Source organism: Hufsiella ginkgonis (assembly GCF_009834915.1).
Lineage (GTDB): Bacteria > Bacteroidota > Bacteroidia > Sphingobacteriales > Sphingobacteriaceae > Hufsiella > Hufsiella ginkgonis.
The window spans coordinates 1071810-1091574 of sequence record NZ_WVHS01000002.1; the positions used below are offsets into that span (position 1 = coordinate 1071810).

Below are 19765 nucleotides of genomic sequence, written 5' to 3' on the forward strand. Positions count from 1 at the left end.
TGCTTTATGATTGTTTCGGAGCTCCTTAACCGCGCTGCGGCGTTCGATTTTCTTTCGGAAGAAGAAGGCGTTTTTCTTTTTAAACATGCCGGCACCGCCGAATTGATGCATGTGGCCAACGAACTCCGGAAAAAACAAGTACCGCATGGCAAGGTAACCTGGCAGATCGACCGCAATGTAAACACCACGAACGTTTGTATTGCCAACTGCAAGTTTTGTAATTTCTTTCGCCGTCCCGGGCATGCCGACAGTTACATTACCGGGATCGAAACCTATAAACAAAAAATTGAAGAAACTTTCCGCTATGGCGGAGACCAGCTGCTGCTACAGGGCGGGCATCACCCCGACCTGGGGCTTCAGTTCTACTCGGACCTTTTCCGGGAATTAAAATCATTATATCCTAACCTGAAATTACACTCGCTCGGCCCGCCGGAGATTGCGCACGTTTCAAAGCTCGAAGGCATGTCGCATTACGACGTATTGAAGGCGTTGAAGGAAGCCGGGCTTGACTCGCTTCCCGGCGCCGGGGCCGAGATCCTGAATGACCGGGTGCGCAGGTTGATCTCTAAAGGTAAATGCGGCGGCCAGGAGTGGCTCGACGTGATGCGCGCCGCACATAAACTGGATCTTCCGTCATCGGCAACCATGATGTTCGGGCACGTGGAAACCGTCGGGGAACGCTTCGAACACCTGGTATGGATCAGGCAGGTACAGGCCGAAAAGCCCGAACACGCCATGGGCTTTACCGCATTTATCCCGTGGCCGTTCCAGGACGACGGTACGCTGCTCCGGAAAGTACGCGGCATTACCAACAACGTAAGCGGCGATGAATATATCCGCATGATCGCACTCAGCCGCATCATGCTTCCCAACATCAGGAATATCCAGGCTTCGTGGCTCACCGTGGGAAAACAGGTAGCCCAGCTATGCCTGCACGGCGGCGCCAACGACTTCGGCTCTATTATGATCGAGGAGAACGTGGTTTCGGCTGCGGGTGCACCTCACCGGTTCACTGCCAAAGGGATCCAGGAAGCGATCATCGAAGCAGGGTTCGAACCACAACTGCGCGATCAGCGCTACCGGTTCCGCGACATCCCGGCGGAAATTGAGGAACAGGTAATTAATTATTAAGGTACGGCATTTAGACGTTCCTGTCCCCCGCTTAAAACACATTGCGGACGTATGCACCCGGGTGTACAGCGCCGAACGTATAACATTCCATATATAAAAGAAAGAGGCAGGATTTCTCCCGCCTCTTTCTTTTATAGTTCCCCGAACGACCGTTAAGCCAGGAACGGAGTAACTATTGCGAGAACAGCTGCTTTGGTGAGCGGTTCGTCGAAGGCTTCTGTAGCCGCGTTGGTAGAGATGTTGCCGCCCACTCCCATAATGGAAGTAATAGTAACACCGCTCTGCGACACGTTATTTTCACCCGCATAGATCGCGTCGACCGAAGTACCGATGCCGGTATCATTGGTTCCTGTGATCCAAGGCTTCATAGCCGAGGCGGCGATTGAAGTGGCTCTTCCCCTGCGCATCTGCCGCAAATGAGAAGCGTGACGTGCTTCCACGGAATGAAGGTTTAATGCCGCAGTGAGCACTACTTTATTTCCCACCAGCGAAGGAGCTTGTCCTTTGTAGGCACGTACGCCGGTATCTTCAAATGCCTGGGCGACGGCCAGGAACGTGTCATAGTTGGTAAATACCGTTGGGAAAGTGCCCTTTGCTGTAAAATCAAAGGCAGGCTTGGCGATGGCGGCAGTGCCCAATACAGACTTCAGGAACGCCACATGCGCGTTTTCATCCCCGGCGATACGCAGCAATGCACTTGCCGCGGCAGTACTCTGTCCCTGCGTGGTAAACAATGCGCTGCGCGTTGAATTGGTGCCCGCCGCATAAAACTCCGACTCGAGATATTCCAGCGTAAGCGCAAAATTCAGTACCGCGTTTACGTCGGCAGTCGACTGCTGTCCGTATGCTTTCTTGAAAAGAGTCGCAAATGCCATAGGTAATGCCGCTATGGCAATTTTTGAGCCGAAGCTGGTAATATTCTTGATCGCGGCACGGCGCGGACTAATGCGCTCATTAAATTCGGGATCAACGGTCTCAATTTCTTTTATAATGTTTAATAAGTTCATGTTTGCTGTTTTTAATAGGTTGGAAGTCCTTCTACGTTAATTGCTGTCTTGATGTACGCGCCTGCGATCGCCAATACTTCCGAAGGACTGCGTGATTTCTCCATCGCGTAACCGTCCAACACATCGGTACCAACGAACGTGCCGTTGCTGATCAGGTCGCGGATGAGCGCAGCATGCCGGGCTTCCACAGAAACGATTTTGCCCGCAAGCGTCAGGTATTCGGGATTCTGGATCAGGAACCCGGCGCCGTTATAGGCAGAAACACCGAGGTCTTCAAAGGCCTTCGCGGTAGCGAGCACGCTATCACGGCTGTTAAAATTGATCGACGAGAAGTTCACCTCCAATGCGGCGATCGCATTAACCCCAAGCGCCGCCTTAAAAAACTCGCGGTGGGCAATCTCATGGTCGCGGATATCGGTCAGGTAAGACGTTTCCATCGCTGTGATCGAGGCGTACTGTGTAGCCACCACCTGGGTGTAAAATGCGGCTTCCAGTTGCTCCAGCGCATATGCATAGTTAAGGATGGCGATATCCCCCGTACCGAAATATACCCCGTTTATTTCGTCGTCCTTATCGCAACCCGCAGCCAGCAAAGCGATCGATGCTGCTCCTGCGCCTGCATATTTCAGGAACGAACGGCGTTGGAGACTGGCGGATAGAAAGGCTTTCTCTTTCTTCTCTTCAGCATAAGTTAATTTTTCCATAGGTTAATTGTTAAAGTGATGTATAATTATTGAGTAAGAATTTTCATATCGGTTAAATGAACTTACGATGAAAAACCAGGACCAGTTTTCGCAACATGATTTTTTCCTGACAATTGTGTAGCAAAAGTTCATTTCCTTATAATTGCCCTCAAAACATACATACTTGGACAAGCTGGTTTTATATACTGAAGCGTTGATCTTCGCCTCCGAGCAAAGTGTGGGAATTGCCGATATCAGGGAAGTTATGCAAACGCTCATCGAGCCTGCGCCGGACTACGAAGCGATTTTATCGGCCATTCACACGATCCGGGAAAAATACAGCGACGGTCAATTCGCTATCCGGCTTGCCGAGCTGAACGGCGGCTACCAGTTTCTTACCGCCAGGGAATTTTACCCCGTGATTAACCAGCTGCAGGTACAGCGTTCCCGGAAAAAACTCTCGCAGGCGGCGCTCGAAACGCTGGCCATCATCGCTTACCGGCAGCCGATCACCAAGCTGGAGATCGAGCAGATCAGGGGTGTAAACTGCGATTACTCGGTACAAAAATTGCTCGATAAAGAGCTTATCAGCATCTCCGGCAAAGCCGAAACCGTAGGAAAACCCATCTTATACAGCACCAGTTCGCTGTTCATGGATTATTTCGGGATCAACTCGATGGCCGAACTTCCTGAGATGAAAGACATCTCAGGCGAACAAAATGAAATCGGCGAACATGCCGAATAAATTATTTTCTGCTATTTCAGAAACTATGATTTCTTGTAAATTTGGTAGAAGTAAAAATCTTATTAATTTTAAAGTACAGGAAGTAACAACCATTCGTTTTATCACAATTTAATTCGATGAAGACTCCAAAGAAAACCGATAAGAAGGCAGGCATTAATAAAACTCCTGGCAAAGAGATTAAGAACACAGCCGGTAAACCAGCCGAGGATAAAATGATGAACAGCCGGTTCACGGGTGACGACGACGACGATGATTTCGACGGCATGCCGCTGGACGAGATTGATGGTTTTGACGAGCTGAACAGCTACGATGACGACGACGATTATTAATCATTACAGATAAAATTGGCGCAGCATCCGGATTTCTACGGATGCTTTTTTATTTTAGCGCGGATGGTGATAAGCGAAGTTATTTCCCGACAAGACAAAAAAGATTTCCTGGATGCAGCAAGGACCATTTACCGGAACGACCCGGTTTGGGTGTGTCCGCTCGATGAGATGGTCGAAAGCGTATTCGATCCCGCGAGAAATAATTTCCATAAACATGGCAAAATAACCCGCTGGATCCTTAAAGATGCATCGGGGAACCTCATCGGCCGCATCGCCGCGTTTATCGACGAGCTAAAAGCTTACGCGAATGAACAACCGACCGGCGGGATCGGTTTCTTCGAATGTATCGACAGCGTACCGGCATCGGTAATGCTGTTTGATACCGCGCGCAACTGGCTTACCGGAAACGGGATGCAGGCCATGGACGGCCCCATAAACTTCGGCGAGAACGATACCTTTTGGGGTCTCCTCGTAGAAGGATTCACACACCCCTCTTTCGGGATGAATTACCACCCGCCCTATTACCACCGGTTGTTTAATGCGTACGGTTTCCAAACGCTTTACGAGCAGATCACCAACCACCTGGCAGTTAAGAAGCCGTTCCCCGAACGGTTCACAAAAATCGCAGAGTGGGTGGCTAAAAAGCCCGGTTACGAGTTCAGGCACCTCGAAGTAAAGCAGTTCGGTAAATTCGCCACAGACTTTATGGAGATCTACAACGATGCCTGGAAGGACTTCAAGAATTTTGTTCCCATCACCAGGCAAACCATCCTGGAAAGTTTCGAAAAAATGAAACCGATCATGGACGAGAAACTGATCTGGTTTGCCTATATCAATGGCGAGCCCGCCAGTTTCGTGGTAATTATGCCGGATGCCAACCAGATCATAAAACCGCTAAATGGAAAACTGGGCCTTATCGGAAAGCTAAAGTTCCTGTATTACCGCTACCGCGGCGTAAACCGGATGCGTGCAATTGTGATGGGCACCAAGCAGGCATACCAGAAACATGGGCTCGAATCGGCCATGTTTATCAAATTAAAAGAATACGTGCTTCCGCTTAACAGATACGAAGAGCTGGAACTTTCGTGGGTAGGCGATTTTAACAGCAAGATGCTGGCGATCCATGAAGCAACAGGGGCGGTTCCCGGAAAGAAACACCTCACGATGCGTAAGTTATTTAAAGAGGACCAGGCGTAAGGTACCAGTTAAATCAGCTGATACCCGACCCGGCATTTTACACAGAAATTTTTGTTCTCCTGATCTCCTCGAACAGGTCGATGATCTTTTTCTGAAGACCGATCACTTCGGCTTCTCTCTCCTGCAGCTTTTTGGTGAGTATTTCCAGCTCGGAGACATATTTTTCCTGCTGCTCCGAATCGTTAAACGTGAGCAATTGCACTACGCTCATCTCAAACAAGGTAGCGATCTGCTCCAGCCGCGATAAGTTAATATCTGTAATTCCGGTTTCTATCTTTGAAAAAGCAGGGATCGAAATATCCAGTCTTTTTGCTACGTCTTCCTGGCTCCAACCCTTTTGGTGCCTTAACAACCTGATCTTTTTTCCTAACGTTTTCATTTACTTCTTAATTAATTATCCTGTGTGTGTGTTTGTTACTGTTTAACTGTTAACTGCTGTTTCCGCTAATTCCTGCAAGTTCATACCGCCAAAGTTGCCAGAGCTCATCAGAAGCAAATTTTTACCCTTATAATTAAGGGAACTCAAAAACCTTTCCAAAGTTTCAGTGTTATTGAAAAATTTTAACTTATTGTCGCCAAAGGCAGCCTTAACCTCACTTTCACTAAATTCCTGCATCTTTTTTTGCTCGAAAGTGTGCTTATCTATAAAAACTATTGCTTCATTGGCAAGTTTCATACTTCCCTCGTATTCCTTAAGAAAATCGCGGTTTAAGCTGCTAAAAGTATGCAGTTCGATCACGGCAATTAATTCGCGGTCGGGATATTGTTCTTTTACCGCACTGGTGGTTGCCGTAAGCTTGGAAGGAGAATGTGCGAAATCTTTATAAACCATGGTACCGGCACCCCTGCCGATCACTTCCAGCCGCTTCGCAGCACCGGTGAAAGTGCTGATGGCGGCATTAAATTCGCGGTCGCTCACGCCCAATTTCCCGCACACGAGACGGGCGGCGGTCAGGTTTAACAGGTTATGTCGCCCGAATACTTTCAAAGGAACCCGCTCACCATTCTCTACCAATCCGGTAACTCCGTCTTTAACGACATATGCCGGTGTTTGGTATGGAATTTTTTCCAGTTGAATGTCATAATGTTTCACCATTTCGTTCAACAACGGATCTTCGCTGCAATAGATGATGGTACCTCCCGGTGTAATGGTATCCAGGAATTGCCTGAACTGATCTGCATAGTTCTCAAATGTCGGGAACACATTGATATGATCCCAGGCAATCCCGCTTATAACCCCTATATCAGCCCGGTACAGGTGAAATTTAGGTCTGCGGTCTATCGGCGATGCCAGGTATTCGTCGCCCTCGATCACCATCACCGGCGCATCTCTTGTGATCCTCACCATCGTTTCGAAGCCTTCCAGTTGCGCACCTACCAGGTAATCGATATCCTTGTTGTTCGCTTTCAGCACATGCAGGATCATCGACGTAATGGTGGTCTTACCATGGCTGCCGCCGATCACCACGCGCAGTTTCTCTTTGGCCTGCTCGTATACATATTCGGGGTACGAATAGATCCGCAAACCGAGCTCCCTGGCCTTTAGCAGTTCAGGATTATCCGGACGCGCATGCATACCGAGGATCACGGCATCCAGGTCGGCTGTAATATTATTTGTATCCCATCCCATGGTCGCGGGAAGCAATCCATAGCGCTCCAGCCTCGATCGCGAGGGTTCGAATATCACGTCGTCAGACCCGGTTACTTCTACTCCTTTTTTGACTAAAGCTATAGCAAGATTATGCATCGCACTTCCGCCAATTGCAATAAAATGTGTGTACATTGAAACGCTAACGTAAAAAATATTTTTAAGAAGTAAAAATTTTTTCAGTAAAAAAGGAATTACACGAGCTGCCGCATAAATTTCGCGGCTACCCACTCGCCTGATTTACGATGGCCGATATAGGTTAACGACACGCTTCCTGCCTGTTGGATAAGCATCGGGAGGTCAGTCTCTTCGTAAAACCCGCTGAGATAAAGAACCGCGCCAGGGGTCATCACCTCAGCATAACGGCCGATCTGGTCCAGCAGGATGTTGCGGTTGATGTTGGCCAGGATGACGTCGAATTCGGTGTCGGGGATCGCTTCTTTCGAGCCGCAGCGCGCTTCGATCCGGGGCACGCCGTTCAACACCGAATTTTCGACGGTGCTGTCATAGCTCAGGGGATCATAATCGATCGCCAGGATCTTTTCGGCGCCGGAGCGGGCTGCCAGGATCGCCAGGATCCCTGTGCCGCATCCCATATCCAGTACCGATTTACCGGTAAAATCCTCATCCAGCATATAGCTGATCATGAGAGTAGTGGTGGCGTGGTGCCCGGTGCCAAAGGCCATCTTCGGGTCGATCACGATCTCGTGCGGGTATTCCGGGTGCGGTTCGTGGAATGTGGCGCGCACATAACACGCATCGCGGATAAGAAGCGGTTCGAAGTTGCTTTCCCATACTTCATTCCAGTTCTTATGCGCGATAAAATTCGTTTCAAACGAAAATTCAAATTCCCGGGTCAGGAAAGAGGCCGCCAGGGACTCCAGCGCTTCCTGGCTAAAATTTCCGTCGGGTATGTAGGCATTAAAGCCTTCCGTGTTTTCTTCAAACGTATCAAAACCTGCATCGGCAAGTGCCGCGATCAGCAGGTCGCGGTGAAACGCCTCTCCTTTACCGACCTTAAAAACTACTTCCCTGTAATTCATTGATGATTAAAAACCTTTGCGATATCTGTAAAGTCCCTTGATTTAAGGGATGCACCGCCGATCAGGCCACCGTCTATATCGGGTTGAGCGAACAATTCAGGTGCGTTTTTCGCGTTGCAGCTTCCGCCATACAGAATGGAAACGCATCCGGCGAACGTCGCATCGTATTGATCAGCCAATTGCTGACGGATAAATGCATGTATCTCCTGCGCCTGCTCCGGGCTCGCCGTTAACCCGGTGCCGATGGCCCATACCGGCTCATAGGCGAGCACAACTTTGCCGAATGATCCGGCAGGAAGGTGGAACAGGCCATTTTTCAGCTGACCGCTGATCACGTCGAAATGATTCCCGGAATTTCTTTCCTCAAGTGTTTCGCCAATACAGAAAATAGGGGTCAGACCGGCTTCCAATACGGTATTCACCTTTAGTACCAGCAGTTCGTCGGTTTCGCCGAAATACTGGCGGCGTTCCGAGTGACCGAGGATCACATGGCTTGCACCGGTCGATTTCACCATCGAAGCAGATATTTCGCCTGTAAAGGCTCCTGAAGCAGCCTGGTGGCAATTCTGCGCACCAATCGCCACCTTTGCATCTTTACCGGCAAGCTGTGCCAGCGTATACAGGTGAACTGAGGGCGGGCAAACCACCACTTCCTGCTGGCCCAGCACCTCGTCGTTCACCATGTTCACGATCTCTGAAAAGAGGCTTTGCGCCGCGGTATGGTCCAGGTTCATTTTCCAGTTACCAGCTACAATTTTTTTTCTCATGATATTTCCTGTTAAAAACTTCTATATTTTTCTGTTTTTTCAAATATGGCGGTCAGCATGCGCCTGGTAGCAGCATCGAGCTTTATGTCGCGGCGTTCGAACACCCGTTCCACGGTATCGAAGAGCTTTTCGAGGCGATATGTCTCTATCCCTGCTGAGCCGCCCCATGAAAAATCGGGGATAAAGTTCTTCGGGAAGCCCGCGCCGAAAACGTTCGCGCAAACGCCCGCCACGGTGCCGGTATTAAACATGGTGTTGATCCCGCATTTGGTATGATCGCCCATGATCAACCCGCAAAACTGCAGTCCTGTTTTACGGTAATCATCCCTGGAATAATCCCAAAGCCGCACCTCCGCATAGTTATTTTTTAAGTTCGAGTTATTGCTGTCGGCGCCGATGTTGCACCATTCCCCGAGCACGGAATTACCCAGGTAGCCTTCATGCCCTTTAGAGGAATGAGCGAAAATGACCGCATTGTTGATCTCGCCTCCCACGCGGCAGTAAGGACCGATGGTGGTCATCGGGTAAATTTTTGTACCCATTTTTACCTGCGAGTTATCGCACAGGGCAAACGACCCTTTAATGTTGCTGCCTTCCCATACAGCACTGTTCCGGCCCAGGTAAACCGGGCCCTTCAACGTGTTAAAGGTCGCACATTCGGCCTCCGCGCCTTCCTCTGCGAATAAATGGTCGCCAATGATCGTATTGGTAGCGCTCAGGCTTGCGGAGCTCCTGCCTGTGGTAAGCAGCGCGAAATCTTTCCTGAGCTCGGTATCGTTATTCTTAAAGATGTCTTCCGGGTAAACCAGCCGTGTAAAACTTCCTGTGTAAGGAACCGGTTTGAAGTCGCTGGCAGCCGTTCCCTCAAAATCCGCATTTCCGGTGGCTACCGCGATCAGCAGGTCCCCGGCCATCAGCGCATCACCGGTATTCAACGCCGAAATGGCGTTCAGCAACGGCTCATCAGGGCAAACGGACCCATTTATAAACAATGAGGAACGATCGGTATGCGGCGGGAAGAGCTCCTGCAAATAATCTTCGGTATGGAAAGCCACTTCGGCGCCTAGCCATTTTTGCCATTTCCCGGCAATTGTGAGGATACCGATGCGTATACCTGCCACCGGACGCGTAAAGGTTAGCGGAAGCAGGGTTTGCCGGCTTGAATCATCAAATAAGGTGATCTTCATGCATTCTTTCTTAAAGCCCCGCCAGGGAGCCTTACCCGGCAAAAATAAAAAAGTCCCGGTTATTGAACCGGGACCAGGGATATTTTTTTAATCGCAGAATTATTTCTTTGCATAACGGGTACGGAACTTATCGATACGTCCTGCGGTATCTACGAGTTTCATTTTGCCGGTATAAAAAGGGTGCGACATGTGAGAAATCTCAAGCTTTATTAAAGGATACTCATTTCCGTCTTCCCACTGGATCGTTTCCTTTGAATCAATGCATGACCGGGTTAAAAAGGCATAGTCATTAGACATGTCTTTAAACACAACTGGTCTATAGTTTTTAGGATGTAAGTCCGCCTTCATGATATTCTATTCGTTTTAAGAGGTGCAAAGATAACGATCTTGTTTGAAAGTACAAAACGTGACGGAATCTTTTTTCCCCCATTCCTACTCGTAAAAATACACCCGTTTTACCCGTTGCGAAACGCCTGTCAGGATCTCATACGGGATCGTGCCCAGTTGCCTGGCCATTTCCTCTATCCTGATCTCTTCGTCAAATACGATCACTTCATCCCCTTCGCGGGCATTGGTACCAGTAACATCGAGCATGCACATGTCCATGCAGATATTGCCTATGGTAGGCACCAGGTAGCCGTTTATACTCATTTTACCTGCACCGTTACCGAGGCGGCGATCATACCCATCCGCATAGCCGATCTTTACCGTAGCGATCTTTCCGCCGTGCGGCAGCACTCCCCTCCTGTTGTAGCCCACCGTTTCGCCCGGCTCAAGTATTTTTACCTGCGAAATACTGGTTTTAAGCACCACAGCGGTCTGCAGCGGCGAGCGCGTTTTAAAAGCCGTATCGATGCCATATAAACCGATGCCTAAGCGAACCATATCGAACTGTGCCGAAGGATGCCGGGTAACGCCCGATGTGTTAGACAGGTGCCGCAGGAAGGAATAGCCCAGCGTTTCCTCCATCGTAGCCGTAAGCTCACTGAATAACGCGGCCTGGTGGCTGGTAAATGCATCGTCTGCCGCATCTTCGCTTGAAACGAGGTGAGAAAAAGCCGATTTAACCTTTACTGAAGGTGCATTCCTCAATAATTCAAGCATCCCGCCAACCTCCGCGGGCATAAAGCCGAGCCGGTGCATTCCCGTATCCAGTTTAATGTGCACCGGGTATTTCTCTGTTTTCTTCTGGCTAAGCACGGTAATTAACTCTTCAAGGATCCGGGAACTGTACACCTCCGGTTCCAGCCCGTGCGCTATCAGCGTATCGAGCGAGCCCGCATCGGCGCTCATCACCATGATGGGCAGGGTGATCCCCGCCTTCCGCAATGCGACGCCCTCATCTGCAAACGCAACCGCCAGGTAGTCTACCTTATTGAACTGCAGCAGGTTGGCGATCTCGAAGCTGCCGCTGCCGTACGAGAACGCTTTGACCACGGCCATTATTCCAACTCCCGGCCGCAGCTGCGAACGGTAAAAGTTCAGGTTAAACTCAAGGGCATTGAGATTGATCTCCAGGATGGTTTCATGCACTTTCTGTGTAAGCGCTTTGCTGATGCGCTCGAACCCGAAAATGCGCGCCCCCTTGAGCAGGATAGTTTCGCTTACCAGCTTCAGGTTGCCGAGGTTATCGAGCAACTCTTCTGTGGAGTCAAAAAACTGTGCCTGCATCTTAAACTTGTCGTGGTGCGTTCCGATCACCGGCCCCACCCCGATCAGCCGGTCCACGAACTTATTCCCGAGCAGCGACGCCACTTGTTCGTACAAGTCATCCTGCGGCCCCGTGCCGGGCAGATCAGAAAGTATCAGTGTACGCTTGGGATGTTGATTTTGCTGCTTTAAAAAATCGAGCGCGATAGCCAGCGACGAAGTATCGAGGCTATACGAGTCGTCGATAACCGAACAATTATTGATACCGTTCTTTAGTTCCAGCCTCATTCTTACGGGCTGCAGCTTTTCCAGGCGATCGTCGGCCACTTCCGGATCGTAGCCAAGCGCCAGCAAGGTTGCCCAGCAGCAGATCACGTTCTCTACCGAAGCCGCGTCCATGAACGGTACCAGGCACTGCACTTCTTCCGCTCCGAAACGTCCGCGGAGGAATTGATATTTATCTTCCAGGATCTCGTCGTCGACCACCTCCAGGTCTGCATGACCGTGGCGGCTCCAGGTAAAACGGCGTTCACCGGGAATTTCCCCGATATAATTTTCCAGGTAAAACGGGGCGTAAATAAACAAACCGGTCTGTTTAAACAGCCGCAGTTTCTCTGCAATCTTTTCCTCCCGGGAAGAAAAGCCCGACTGGTGCGCTTCACCGATATTGGTAAGGATGCCGATAGTCGGCTGGATCACCTCTCTTAGCGCTTCCATTTCACCCGTGCGGGAGATCCCCGTTTCAAAGATGGCGAGGGTATGGCTCTCATTCATTTCCCAAACGGACAAGGGAACGCCGATTTGCGAGTTATAGCTCTTAGGGCTCCGGATAACATGATATTCGGGCGCGAGCAACTGGTACAGCCACTCTTTTACGACTGTTTTGCCGTTGCTTCCCGTTATGGCGATCACCGGGAATGAAAACTGGCTGCGGTGATGTGCCGCAAGTGCCTGCAGCGCCTTCAGCGTATCAGGTACCACAAGGAAGTTTGCGCCGGGATACCGGTCGAGGTCGCGATCATACGCAGAAACGATAAAATTCCGCACACCTGCCTGGTACACCTCCGGGATGAACTGGTGCCCGTCGCGGCGCCCTGCCAGCGCAAAAAACACGGCGTGGTCCATATCCGCAAGCTTACGGCTGTCGGTACTGAGTGTCCTGATCCCCGCTCCCGGATCAGAAAAATGCGTAAACGCCCCGGTCACTTTACCCACTTCCGTAACAGGATAGATTTTATGGTTCATGTGGTGCTAATTTCCATTATTTTTACCAGAATAAGGAATGGGAAACAGGGAATAGAATTCACCGCTTCTGCCAACGCCAAACGACATGCCTGATCCGAAACTACTCACCCGCATCGAAAACTACTGCGTTTACCGGGAACGTGCGCAGCAGGAAGTCCGTGATAAGCTGTATGAATGGGGTGTTTTTCCTTCGGAAGTGGAAGCGACGATCTCAGCCCTCATAGAAGGCAATTTCTTAAACGAGGAGCGGTTTGCCAATGCGTATGCCAGCGGCAAATTCCGCATCAAGCGCTGGGGAAAGACAAAGATCAAACAGGGGTTAAAGCTAAGGAAAGTTCCCGACAAGCTTATCGCGAAGGCGCTAAACGGCCTGGATGCCCGGGAATATGAAAAAACGCTCAAAACGCTGCTCGAAAAAAAATCGTTCTCGATTAAAGAGCAAAGCCCGCTTAAGCGTCGTTACCAGCTTATGCAGTTTGCGTACGGCAAGGGGTTTGAATCAGACCTGATCGTCTCTGCCATAGAGGAGCTGGACCTTCAATAATGAAACTTCTTATAATGCGCCAGCAGCTCATCGCCGCCGTAATCATGTTTCAGGTCGCGCACCACGGTATGCACATGGTTCGCTTCATTTTGCGTATTGTCATACTCAATTAATACGGTCGGCCCCTGGATGCGGTAATAATGTCCTTTTCCCAGTTCCTCTACGGTGGCGCCTGCCCATGCGAAAAGCAGTTTATCCACACCGGCCATTTCTATTTCGTGCATCATGTCATCCGCGAACCGCGGCGAAAAGCGATTGATATACAGGCTCATCAGCTGCATAAATAACGCTTTCTGTTCCTTGTTAAGTTCGGCATAGGGAATCCCGGCGGAGGGTGTGATCAGCGCCGTCCTGTTTGTCATCGTAATGATGTCGCCCGGCGCCGTGGTAGTGTAAACCGCTTTTGCCGCCTGTTCGGGCGAAAACTTATGCAGCAAAGCGAAACCGAGTTGTGCTTCGTCCTTAAAGATCTGTTTTCCCTTTTCGGGGCCTGCAAGAACGATCGACGGGTTAGCGCCCATGAACGAGGGCGTTGAGGCGATCACTTTGTTATTGATGCTCGAAAAGCTGAACGACACATGGTGGCCCTCAAACCGCCAGCCCCAGGCATGACCAGGAGCGGGCGTACCAAAAAAGGTGAGCGAATACCGGCCCGGGTCGCGGTTCCAGCTACCCGGTTCGCGCTTTTCGAGCTCGTGCAGCAACAGCTCCATCTTCATGATGTCGAGCGTTTTCTGGTACGTTTTATCGCCGATATAGGCCCGCAGCAGCTCGAGCGCGAGGTCGCGCTGCGCCTGGCTTAATTCGTTAAACTTAACACCGATGCGGTTTTGCAGGGGAACGAAATGCCAGTTGTAGCGTTCGTCGCTTTCGAATGCATAAAGCGCCTTCGCTTTTTGGTCCTCTGTTAAGCCGGAAACAAATTTCGTGGCGAGGTTGAACGCTTTATCGGTTTGCGCATGCAGCAACTGTGAAGTGGACAGGCATAGGGCGAGCAGGATTAACCTTGGTTTCATTAGGGATTAATTGGTGCTTAAAGCTATAAATATTCTCCCACATCTTTACTGTCACGCTGAGCTTGCCGAAGCGCTGTCACGCTGAGCTTGCCGAAGCACTGTCACTTTAATCTTTCACCTCCGCATCAAACGCGCTGTTCAGTATCTTCCCGTTACGCTTTACCTGCACCCACACCCTGTATTTGCCTGCTTTCGGAAATGCGTATGGAAAGCTAACCTCATGTGCGGTATGCCCTCCGGCACTTGCGGTGTGATCCATGCCCAGCGTCAGCAGCGCGTTGCGGGTATTATCGTCCATTTCATCGAGCTTCCGTACAAAATGGTCGATACTGTCTGCAAACACCCTCGGCCTGGGCAGGTATTCCGAGATCGGTTTATGAAACGCAATGCGATCGAGGATGGCACGTTGTGAGCCCATCGAGTAATTGCCGTTTGGATGCAGGTGGATATAGACGGTGCCATCATCCTTCAGGATCACCGCATGAGCCATCATCCCCAGGTAAGGGTCGAGTAAGGCTGGCTTTCCTTCGGGACCGGTAAAGGCAAAGCGCAGGTCGGTAAGTTTGCCCGCCTGGAGACGCTCTCCGGACTTGCGCATCCAGGTAGCGGCGGACCCATCGGCCAGGGGAACACTTACCCCGGGGCTCCCGCAGATCGCCACATCCGCATTGCGCAAGTTCCTTGAAGCGGCAGAAATGCCATTGGTAACAAACCACGTATCATCCCGGTCGGGAGCGCTGCTAACCGGCGAATAAGCGGCATTGCGCATGCGCATACCGGGAATTTCAACGGTATCAACAATTGTTTCGGCAAAAACGCTCAACCGCGTGATATCGGCATACAGCCAGTACTTACCTGCAGGAAGTTCCGGCAAGGCCGACTCGAAGGTCACCGAATCGACCCTTTTCGGATGCAGGTGCGCAAAGGCATCCAGCTCGCCTGCCTTTACCAGGAACAGGTGCATCAGTTTGCCATGATCAGGTACGAGGTAGTTTAACTTCCGGGTGGTAACGAAGCGGCCCGTGGTTCTCATTTTATGCAGGAGCATGGAATCGATCCTGAGCGTGAGTATATGATTGTCTACGTCGGCGATGGTGGTGGCCTGGAACGGCTGGTAAAGATAATCGCGGTAATCGGCGGCAAGGCCGTTCCACCAGGTTTTCCCGCCCCAAAGGATCAGGGCCAGCACTACGAGAGAGCCTGCCGAACCGATGATCCTGCGGGTTGCCCTTTTACTATCGGTAGAGATACCTGGCATCAGCTGCCCGTCGCTTACGCTCGAGCCGATAATGGTCACCATCAATATCACCAGGAAGACCGCCATGGCCAGCAATCCCCAGCCAAGGCCGGGCGGCATGGTCCTTACCGCAGTAGAAACGGCCATTACGGGGATCAGCACTTCGCCTTTACCCGCCGGCCCGTCGACCTTAACCGACACACTCGATGCGCCGGCACTCATAAACCAGAGCCTTACATCATACCGCCCGGGCTGATCGGTGGCTTTCGCTTCGTCAGACTTAGGCGTCCCCTCCTTCCCGCTCATAAAATATACGGGCATGGCCGTGATGCGCACATCTTTGGTAGCGCCCTCCAGGAATACACTTACTTGCGCGGTTCCGGGGATCACATCCGGCGGCGCAATACTAACCAACACTTTATACGGGCCCGCCTTGCCCTCGTAGGTAACCCCGGGACTGCCAACATGGGCGAAACCGCTGAACGAACAGGCAACAACAAACAGGAAAATAAACAGGTTTCTCATCGCCGTTTAACGTTTTACAGATTTCATCCAGCTTCCCCAGCTTAATCCAACAAAGGAGGAGATGATGGCTGCCACCAATGCGATAGCCATTCCTTTTACCAGGTAAACGCCCGAAGCCACGTTGCCCGGGTAAAACAGGTACCGGTACGCATAATCCGGCGAAGAGCCAAAATACCAAGAATCCGTGCCCAGGAAACGATTGGGGCTGCCCGACATCAGCAGGTTACCGAACGGCCACTGCGCCGCGAATAACAAGGCGGTGAAAATTACGCCCGTCGCCAGCGCCCGGATAAAAATATTCTTCCCGCCCAGGCGCTGAAGCGCGAGGTCGATGCCAAAAGCCGGAACAATAAGCAGCAGCGGAAAATGGAAGCTTTGAAAAGATTCGACCCGGTTAAGTACCGGCCCCAGTAAAGGCTCGGCATGGAATAACGGAAGTACCCATACCATTAAAGCCATGATGACGGTATAAACGGCCGCCATCGCGGTAGCGCCCCAACGCGAAAATGAAGAAACCGACACCGCCACCATAAAGAGCGGGAAAAGCCCGCCGCTTACCTGGTAGAAAACCGTACTGTGCATATCATGACGGGTAAGATATTCGGACGCGATGGTGAACAGCATGATAAGCATGAACCCGGAAGAAAGAGCAAAGCTCCAGCGAAGCACCGTACGCGTGGCATTGCTGGCGCCGGCATCCAGCCGGTTCCCAAGCGCGAGCACGCTCACTATGGCCCCGAACTGTACAGTAACCATTCCCAGCAGCAATACGGTGTGCGGTGGCGACAGGATCTGCACATCGAGACCGAAAGTATTGTGCCACCAATCGTCGAATGGTGCGGAAGTGATCATGGTAAAAGCGCCCCATATCGCGAAAAGCGCGCCCAGCGAGCCGTAAAACATCCCCCAGAACTTAACGCTTTGGCTCCGTTCTGCCGCACTGCCCGCAAATGTAACCCGCAGCACATGGTACCCGGAAAACGTACCCGCTACTACCGCTCCAAGATAAATGGCCAGGTGCGGGGGGGAAAAGAGCCCGTCGCGACCAATGCTCATGTGCCAGGAAATATCCCAGATCAGCCCGATAATGATGCTCAGCGACGAAAATACCGTGGCATAAATGTACAGGGGAACTTTCGCAGCGGCTGCGGCAGGCCGGTCCTGCGCCACCGAAAGACCGGAGGGTGATAAGGTAATAGCGCTCATAAAATAGGGTTACGAGCTAAAGATATTGATTTTTAACCGGCGGCGTAATGAGATTACATAAAGTTTCGTGGCCTTTTTACAAACTCCTCCGCTGCTCCTCCGCCGAACCTGAATTTCGCTTCCGTACATCCACTTTGGCGCTGCCAAAATTATAGCTCAGGCTGAGACGCACATTCCGGCTGTCGTAACGGCTCCGGGTTTCGTTGTTTACGTTCCCGTAATTGGCGCGGCTTCGCTGTACACCTGTAAAAAAAATGTCGTTGATGCTGAACGAGAAACTGCCTTTTCCTTTTAGCACTTTCTTACCGCCGCTTAGCTGTGTGGTGGTAAGCGGCAGGTTTACCTCGTTGCCGTAGGTTACCCGCGACTGGGCGTAGATATATACATCGAGCCACCAGTCCGCGGGCAGCTCCACCTGGTTATCCAGGTAGGTATACCCGGTAAGCTGCCTCACCGTTACCGGCGACTGCAGGTAATCGAAATGATAACTGTTGCGGGCCATGCCGGCGGTATAGCTTGCCGCTAGCCAGCCGAACAGTTTCCCGGAATAGCTAACCTGCATACTGCCGTTGATATTGTCGTTTAAATTGGCTTTTAAGGCGGTGGTCACCTTACTTTGCTCGTCTACCAGGCTCAGGTCGGCGATCACGTTTTCTGACCGGCTATACGCTGCCGTAAAGCTGAAGTTACTTTTGGCAGTATAGCTCAGCCGGTAATTACTGGTAAAGGAGGGCTGAAGGTAAGGGTTGCCCCTGAAAACCGAGTAAGCGCCCCTTACTATGCGGAACGGGTTGAGGTAACCGTAGGAAGGCCGCCCGATCCTGCGGGCGTAGGAAGCATTCAGCGAGCCGCTCCCGAAATTATAACCGCCAATGAGGTTTGGGAAAAGGTTCAGGTAATGGCGGTCCACCACGCTGTCGAGCGTTAGCGAGTTTCCCTGCGTAAAGGTTTGTTCGGCCCGCAATCCTCCCTGGAGCGTAAGCTTCCCGAATGTTTGTTTGGAGGTGACGTACCCCGCGAGCACCGTTTCGCGGTAGCGGAAGTCATTGCTGCCATTATCGCTCAACACGCTCCCCGCAATGCCGCTTTCGGCCAGGAAATCATTTTCGATAGTTACGTAACTTCCTTTAATGCCGGTTTCAAGAGTCCCTTTTTTAAATTTCTGCAGGTAATCTGCTTTGTAGCTGTAAATTTTTGTGAGCGTTTCCCCATTTTGCGAAAGCTGCTGAACCGGCGAAAGGGCGCTTCCCCCGTTGCTTTTTAGCTGGAGACCGATGCGGTTATCGTTTTGGTAATGAAAAAGCCCTGCATCGGCGTCCATGCTAAGTTCCTTTTTCTTTACCGAATCGAGCAGGGTTTTGTAATTCAGGTTAAGGTTAACACCCTGCGTGGTCCTGAAAGTCGCGTTATCGGCATAACGCACCGAGTCGGGCCGGAAATCTTTTAAGCGGTAAATGCCTGTCTGAGAAACGGTTTGTGGGTCATAATGTCCGCGGTAGGCGGTAAGCAGCGCACCGAACACCTCGTTTTTATCCAGGTAGTGGTCCCAGCCTAACCGTACATTCTGATTGCGGTACGGGGTTTTATAACGGAGCGAATCGAGCAACCGCTGCCCCGCACCTTCCAGGTAAGTGGTGGTTTGGATCTCCTGGGATTGTTTGCCAAAACCGTAGCCGTAGCTGCCGTACCCATAGTTTTTGCCCCACCGGTAGTTCAACCCGGCGTAGGCGCTGTTGTTGGACAAATACTTCCAGCCATGTCCGCCGGTGAGACTAACATTGGCGTCGTAGCCCGGCTTCACCCGCTTAATCGTTTTGATATTGATCAGACCGCCGTCGCCTTGTGCATCATATTTCGCGGAGGGAGTAGGCATTATTTCGATCTGGCTCACGCCGGAGGAGGGCGTACTGGCCAGCAAGGTCACCAGTTCGCGGCCCGAAAGACGGGTAAGCTTACCATCGATTAAAATACTGACGCTTTTATTTTCGAAAACGACGCTGTTCTCATTGGGAATCACCAGGCCGGGGACCTTCTTCAGCACGTCGAGCACATTCATCCCGGTCTTGGGATCGCCATCCACGTTCACCACCATACGATCGAACTGCTGTTCAATGAAAGGCTTTTCCGACCGGATGTTCACTTCGGCGAGCTGACGGGTTTCCGGCCTCAGGTAGATCAGCACCGAATCTTTCGCCAGGCTGTTGATCCGGAAAGGAAAGTAACCGGTATGGGTGATATAGCCATACGAGGCCCCTGCGGGAACCTGAATGCGGAATGTGCCATCGGCTCCCGTAGCGACGTTGCCGGTGGGTTTGAAATCGGCGCCGTAGAGCGTGATCGTGGCCCCGGCAATTGGTCCGCCGGCTGTGTCGAGCACAGTTCCACGAAACGTTTTTGGGGTTTGTGCGAAAGTTTGTAATAACGGCACGAGAAAGAAAATAGTCAGCAAAAACCTGGTCATGTGATAAGATTATCATCAAATATATTTGCGGCTCCAACGGCTAAAGCACGGATTCTTTGTTCGGGCATTTTTCTACGGCAACCTGCCTGTTTTTGTCTGTAACCCTATCGCAGACAAATAGCCGCATTTTGCAGATAAAATCCT

At 51.2% G+C, this 19765-nt stretch carries 18 protein-coding genes; 5 read left to right on the plus strand and 13 right to left on the minus strand.

The window, feature by feature from the left end; translation table 11 throughout:
- Nucleotides 1-6: 6 nt before the first annotated feature.
- Nucleotides 7-1131 carry a cyclic dehypoxanthinyl futalosine synthase gene (gene mqnC / locus GS398_RS11585; RefSeq protein ID WP_160906915.1) on the plus strand — a complete coding sequence of 375 codons (1125 nt, stop codon included), beginning with the start codon at nucleotides 7-9 and terminating at the stop codon, nucleotides 1129-1131.
- A gap of 152 nt (nucleotides 1132-1283) precedes the next feature.
- Here mqnC and GS398_RS11590 read toward each other — a convergent pair whose 3' ends face one another.
- Nucleotides 1284-2138, minus strand: coding sequence for a ferritin-like domain-containing protein (locus GS398_RS11590; protein ID WP_160906916.1), 855 nt, complete (start codon nucleotides 2136-2138; stop codon nucleotides 1284-1286).
- A gap of 11 nt (nucleotides 2139-2149) precedes the next feature.
- Nucleotides 2150-2842, minus strand: a complete 693-nt coding sequence (locus GS398_RS11595) for a ferritin-like domain-containing protein (RefSeq protein ID WP_160906917.1) — start codon at nucleotides 2840-2842, stop codon at nucleotides 2150-2152.
- 163 nt (nucleotides 2843-3005) lie between these two features.
- Here GS398_RS11595 and scpB point away from each other — a divergent pair, with 163 nt between their 5' ends.
- The 3 genes from scpB (at nucleotide 3006) to GS398_RS11605 (ending at nucleotide 5092) form a co-directional block, all read left to right on the plus strand.
- Nucleotides 3006-3566, plus strand: a complete 561-nt coding sequence (scpB, locus tag GS398_RS11600) for an SMC-Scp complex subunit ScpB (protein ID WP_160906918.1) — start codon at nucleotides 3006-3008, stop codon at nucleotides 3564-3566.
- A gap of 116 nt (nucleotides 3567-3682) precedes the next feature.
- Nucleotides 3683-3895 carry a hypothetical protein gene (locus GS398_RS22265; RefSeq protein WP_202406053.1) on the plus strand — a complete coding sequence of 71 codons (213 nt, stop codon included), beginning with the start codon at nucleotides 3683-3685 and terminating at the stop codon, nucleotides 3893-3895.
- Between the two features lie 63 nt (nucleotides 3896-3958).
- On the plus strand, nucleotides 3959-5092 hold the full coding sequence (locus tag GS398_RS11605) for a GNAT family N-acetyltransferase (RefSeq protein WP_160906919.1): 1134 nt from the start codon (nucleotides 3959-3961) through the stop codon (nucleotides 5090-5092).
- 37 nt (nucleotides 5093-5129) lie between these two features.
- Here the strand turns inward: GS398_RS11605 and GS398_RS11610 are convergent, their stop codons facing one another.
- The 7 genes from GS398_RS11610 to GS398_RS11640 all read right to left on the minus strand — a co-directional run bounded on the left by GS398_RS11610 (nucleotide 5130) and on the right by GS398_RS11640 (nucleotide 12632).
- Nucleotides 5130-5471 (minus strand): helix-turn-helix domain-containing protein, encoded by a 342-nt coding sequence (locus GS398_RS11610; RefSeq protein ID WP_160906920.1) that lies wholly within the window; start codon nucleotides 5469-5471, stop codon nucleotides 5130-5132.
- 42 nt (nucleotides 5472-5513) lie between these two features.
- Entirely contained in the window at nucleotides 5514-6875 is a 1362-nt protein-coding gene (locus tag GS398_RS11615; RefSeq protein WP_160906921.1) for a UDP-N-acetylmuramate--L-alanine ligase, read from the minus strand.
- 59 nt (nucleotides 6876-6934) lie between these two features.
- Nucleotides 6935-7783, minus strand: a complete 849-nt coding sequence (gene prmA, locus GS398_RS11620) for a 50S ribosomal protein L11 methyltransferase (protein ID WP_160906922.1) — start codon at nucleotides 7781-7783, stop codon at nucleotides 6935-6937.
- Nucleotides 7780-8550, minus strand: a complete 771-nt coding sequence (tpiA, locus tag GS398_RS11625; protein ID WP_160906923.1) for a triose-phosphate isomerase — start codon at nucleotides 8548-8550, stop codon at nucleotides 7780-7782. Before tpiA ends, prmA begins: the two co-directional genes overlap by 4 nt.
- Nucleotides 8551-8561: 11 nt before the next feature.
- Nucleotides 8562-9737 carry a putative sugar nucleotidyl transferase gene (locus GS398_RS11630; RefSeq protein ID WP_160906924.1) on the minus strand — a complete coding sequence of 392 codons (1176 nt, stop codon included), beginning with the start codon at nucleotides 9735-9737 and terminating at the stop codon, nucleotides 8562-8564.
- Between the two features lie 99 nt (nucleotides 9738-9836).
- Nucleotides 9837-10085: a type B 50S ribosomal protein L31 gene (locus GS398_RS11635; RefSeq protein ID WP_160906925.1), complete on the minus strand. Its 249-nt coding sequence runs from the start codon at nucleotides 10083-10085 to the stop codon at nucleotides 9837-9839.
- Between the two features lie 84 nt (nucleotides 10086-10169).
- Nucleotides 10170-12632 carry a bifunctional UDP-N-acetylmuramoyl-tripeptide:D-alanyl-D-alanine ligase/alanine racemase gene (locus GS398_RS11640; RefSeq protein ID WP_160906926.1) on the minus strand — a complete coding sequence of 821 codons (2463 nt, stop codon included), beginning with the start codon at nucleotides 12630-12632 and terminating at the stop codon, nucleotides 10170-10172.
- Nucleotides 12633-12717: 85 nt separating this feature from the next.
- On the opposite strand from GS398_RS11640, the gene GS398_RS11645 reads away from it, so the two are divergent.
- On the plus strand, nucleotides 12718-13176 hold the full coding sequence (locus tag GS398_RS11645; protein WP_160906927.1) for a regulatory protein RecX: 459 nt from the start codon (nucleotides 12718-12720) through the stop codon (nucleotides 13174-13176).
- Here the strand turns inward: GS398_RS11645 and GS398_RS11650 are convergent.
- The 4 genes from GS398_RS11650 to GS398_RS11665 form a co-directional block, all read right to left on the minus strand.
- Nucleotides 13170-14192 (minus strand): DUF3500 domain-containing protein, encoded by a 1023-nt coding sequence (locus GS398_RS11650; protein ID WP_160906928.1) that lies wholly within the window; start codon nucleotides 14190-14192, stop codon nucleotides 13170-13172. The two genes, GS398_RS11645 and GS398_RS11650, sit on opposite strands and share 7 nt — an antisense overlap.
- Before the next feature lie 106 nt (nucleotides 14193-14298).
- Complete coding sequence (locus tag GS398_RS11655) at nucleotides 14299-15954, minus strand: DUF8832 domain-containing protein (RefSeq protein WP_160906929.1); 1656 nt, start codon at nucleotides 15952-15954, stop codon at nucleotides 14299-14301.
- A 6-nt stretch (nucleotides 15955-15960) separates the two neighbouring features.
- The gene (locus tag GS398_RS11660; RefSeq protein ID WP_160906930.1) at nucleotides 15961-17160 is read right to left on the minus strand and encodes a hypothetical protein; all 1200 of its coding nucleotides are present in this window, start codon (nucleotides 17158-17160) and stop codon (nucleotides 15961-15963) included.
- Nucleotides 17161-17236: 76 nt separating this feature from the next.
- Complete coding sequence (locus GS398_RS11665; RefSeq protein WP_160906931.1) at nucleotides 17237-19621, minus strand: outer membrane beta-barrel family protein; 2385 nt, start codon at nucleotides 19619-19621, stop codon at nucleotides 17237-17239.
- Between the last annotated feature and the right edge of the window lie 144 nt (nucleotides 19622-19765).

Bases quoted from the DNA above. Each gene is read 5' to 3' on its own strand.
- mqnC (WP_160906915.1), top strand. From the start codon at position 7: ATGATTGTTTCGGAGCTCCTTAACCGCGCTGCGGCGTTCGATTTTCTT.
- GS398_RS11590 (WP_160906916.1), bottom strand. From the start codon at position 2,138: ATGAACTTATTAAACATTATAAAAGAAATTGAGACCGTTGATCCCGAA.
- GS398_RS11595 (WP_160906917.1), bottom strand. From the start codon at position 2,842: ATGGAAAAATTAACTTATGCTGAAGAGAAGAAAGAGAAAGCCTTTCTA.
- GS398_RS22265 (WP_202406053.1), top strand. From the start codon at position 3,683: ATGAAGACTCCAAAGAAAACCGATAAGAAGGCAGGCATTAATAAAACT.
- GS398_RS11605 (WP_160906919.1), top strand. From the start codon at position 3,959: ATGGTGATAAGCGAAGTTATTTCCCGACAAGACAAAAAAGATTTCCTG.
- GS398_RS11610 (WP_160906920.1), bottom strand. From the start codon at position 5,471: ATGAAAACGTTAGGAAAAAAGATCAGGTTGTTAAGGCACCAAAAGGGT.
- GS398_RS11615 (WP_160906921.1), bottom strand. From the start codon at position 6,875: ATGTACACACATTTTATTGCAATTGGCGGAAGTGCGATGCATAATCTT.
- prmA (WP_160906922.1), bottom strand. From the start codon at position 7,783: ATGAATTACAGGGAAGTAGTTTTTAAGGTCGGTAAAGGAGAGGCGTTT.
- tpiA (WP_160906923.1), bottom strand. From the start codon at position 8,550: ATGAGAAAAAAAATTGTAGCTGGTAACTGGAAAATGAACCTGGACCAT.
- GS398_RS11630 (WP_160906924.1), bottom strand. From the start codon at position 9,737: ATGAAGATCACCTTATTTGATGATTCAAGCCGGCAAACCCTGCTTCCG.
- GS398_RS11635 (WP_160906925.1), bottom strand. From the start codon at position 10,085: ATGAAGGCGGACTTACATCCTAAAAACTATAGACCAGTTGTGTTTAAA.
- GS398_RS11640 (WP_160906926.1), bottom strand. From the start codon at position 12,632: ATGAACCATAAAATCTATCCTGTTACGGAAGTGGGTAAAGTGACCGGG.
- GS398_RS11645 (WP_160906927.1), top strand. From the start codon at position 12,718: ATGCCTGATCCGAAACTACTCACCCGCATCGAAAACTACTGCGTTTAC.
- GS398_RS11650 (WP_160906928.1), bottom strand. From the start codon at position 14,192: ATGAAACCAAGGTTAATCCTGCTCGCCCTATGCCTGTCCACTTCACAG.
- GS398_RS11655 (WP_160906929.1), bottom strand. From the start codon at position 15,954: ATGAGAAACCTGTTTATTTTCCTGTTTGTTGTTGCCTGTTCGTTCAGC.
- GS398_RS11660 (WP_160906930.1), bottom strand. From the start codon at position 17,160: ATGAGCGCTATTACCTTATCACCCTCCGGTCTTTCGGTGGCGCAGGAC.
- GS398_RS11665 (WP_160906931.1), bottom strand. From the start codon at position 19,621: ATGACCAGGTTTTTGCTGACTATTTTCTTTCTCGTGCCGTTATTACAA.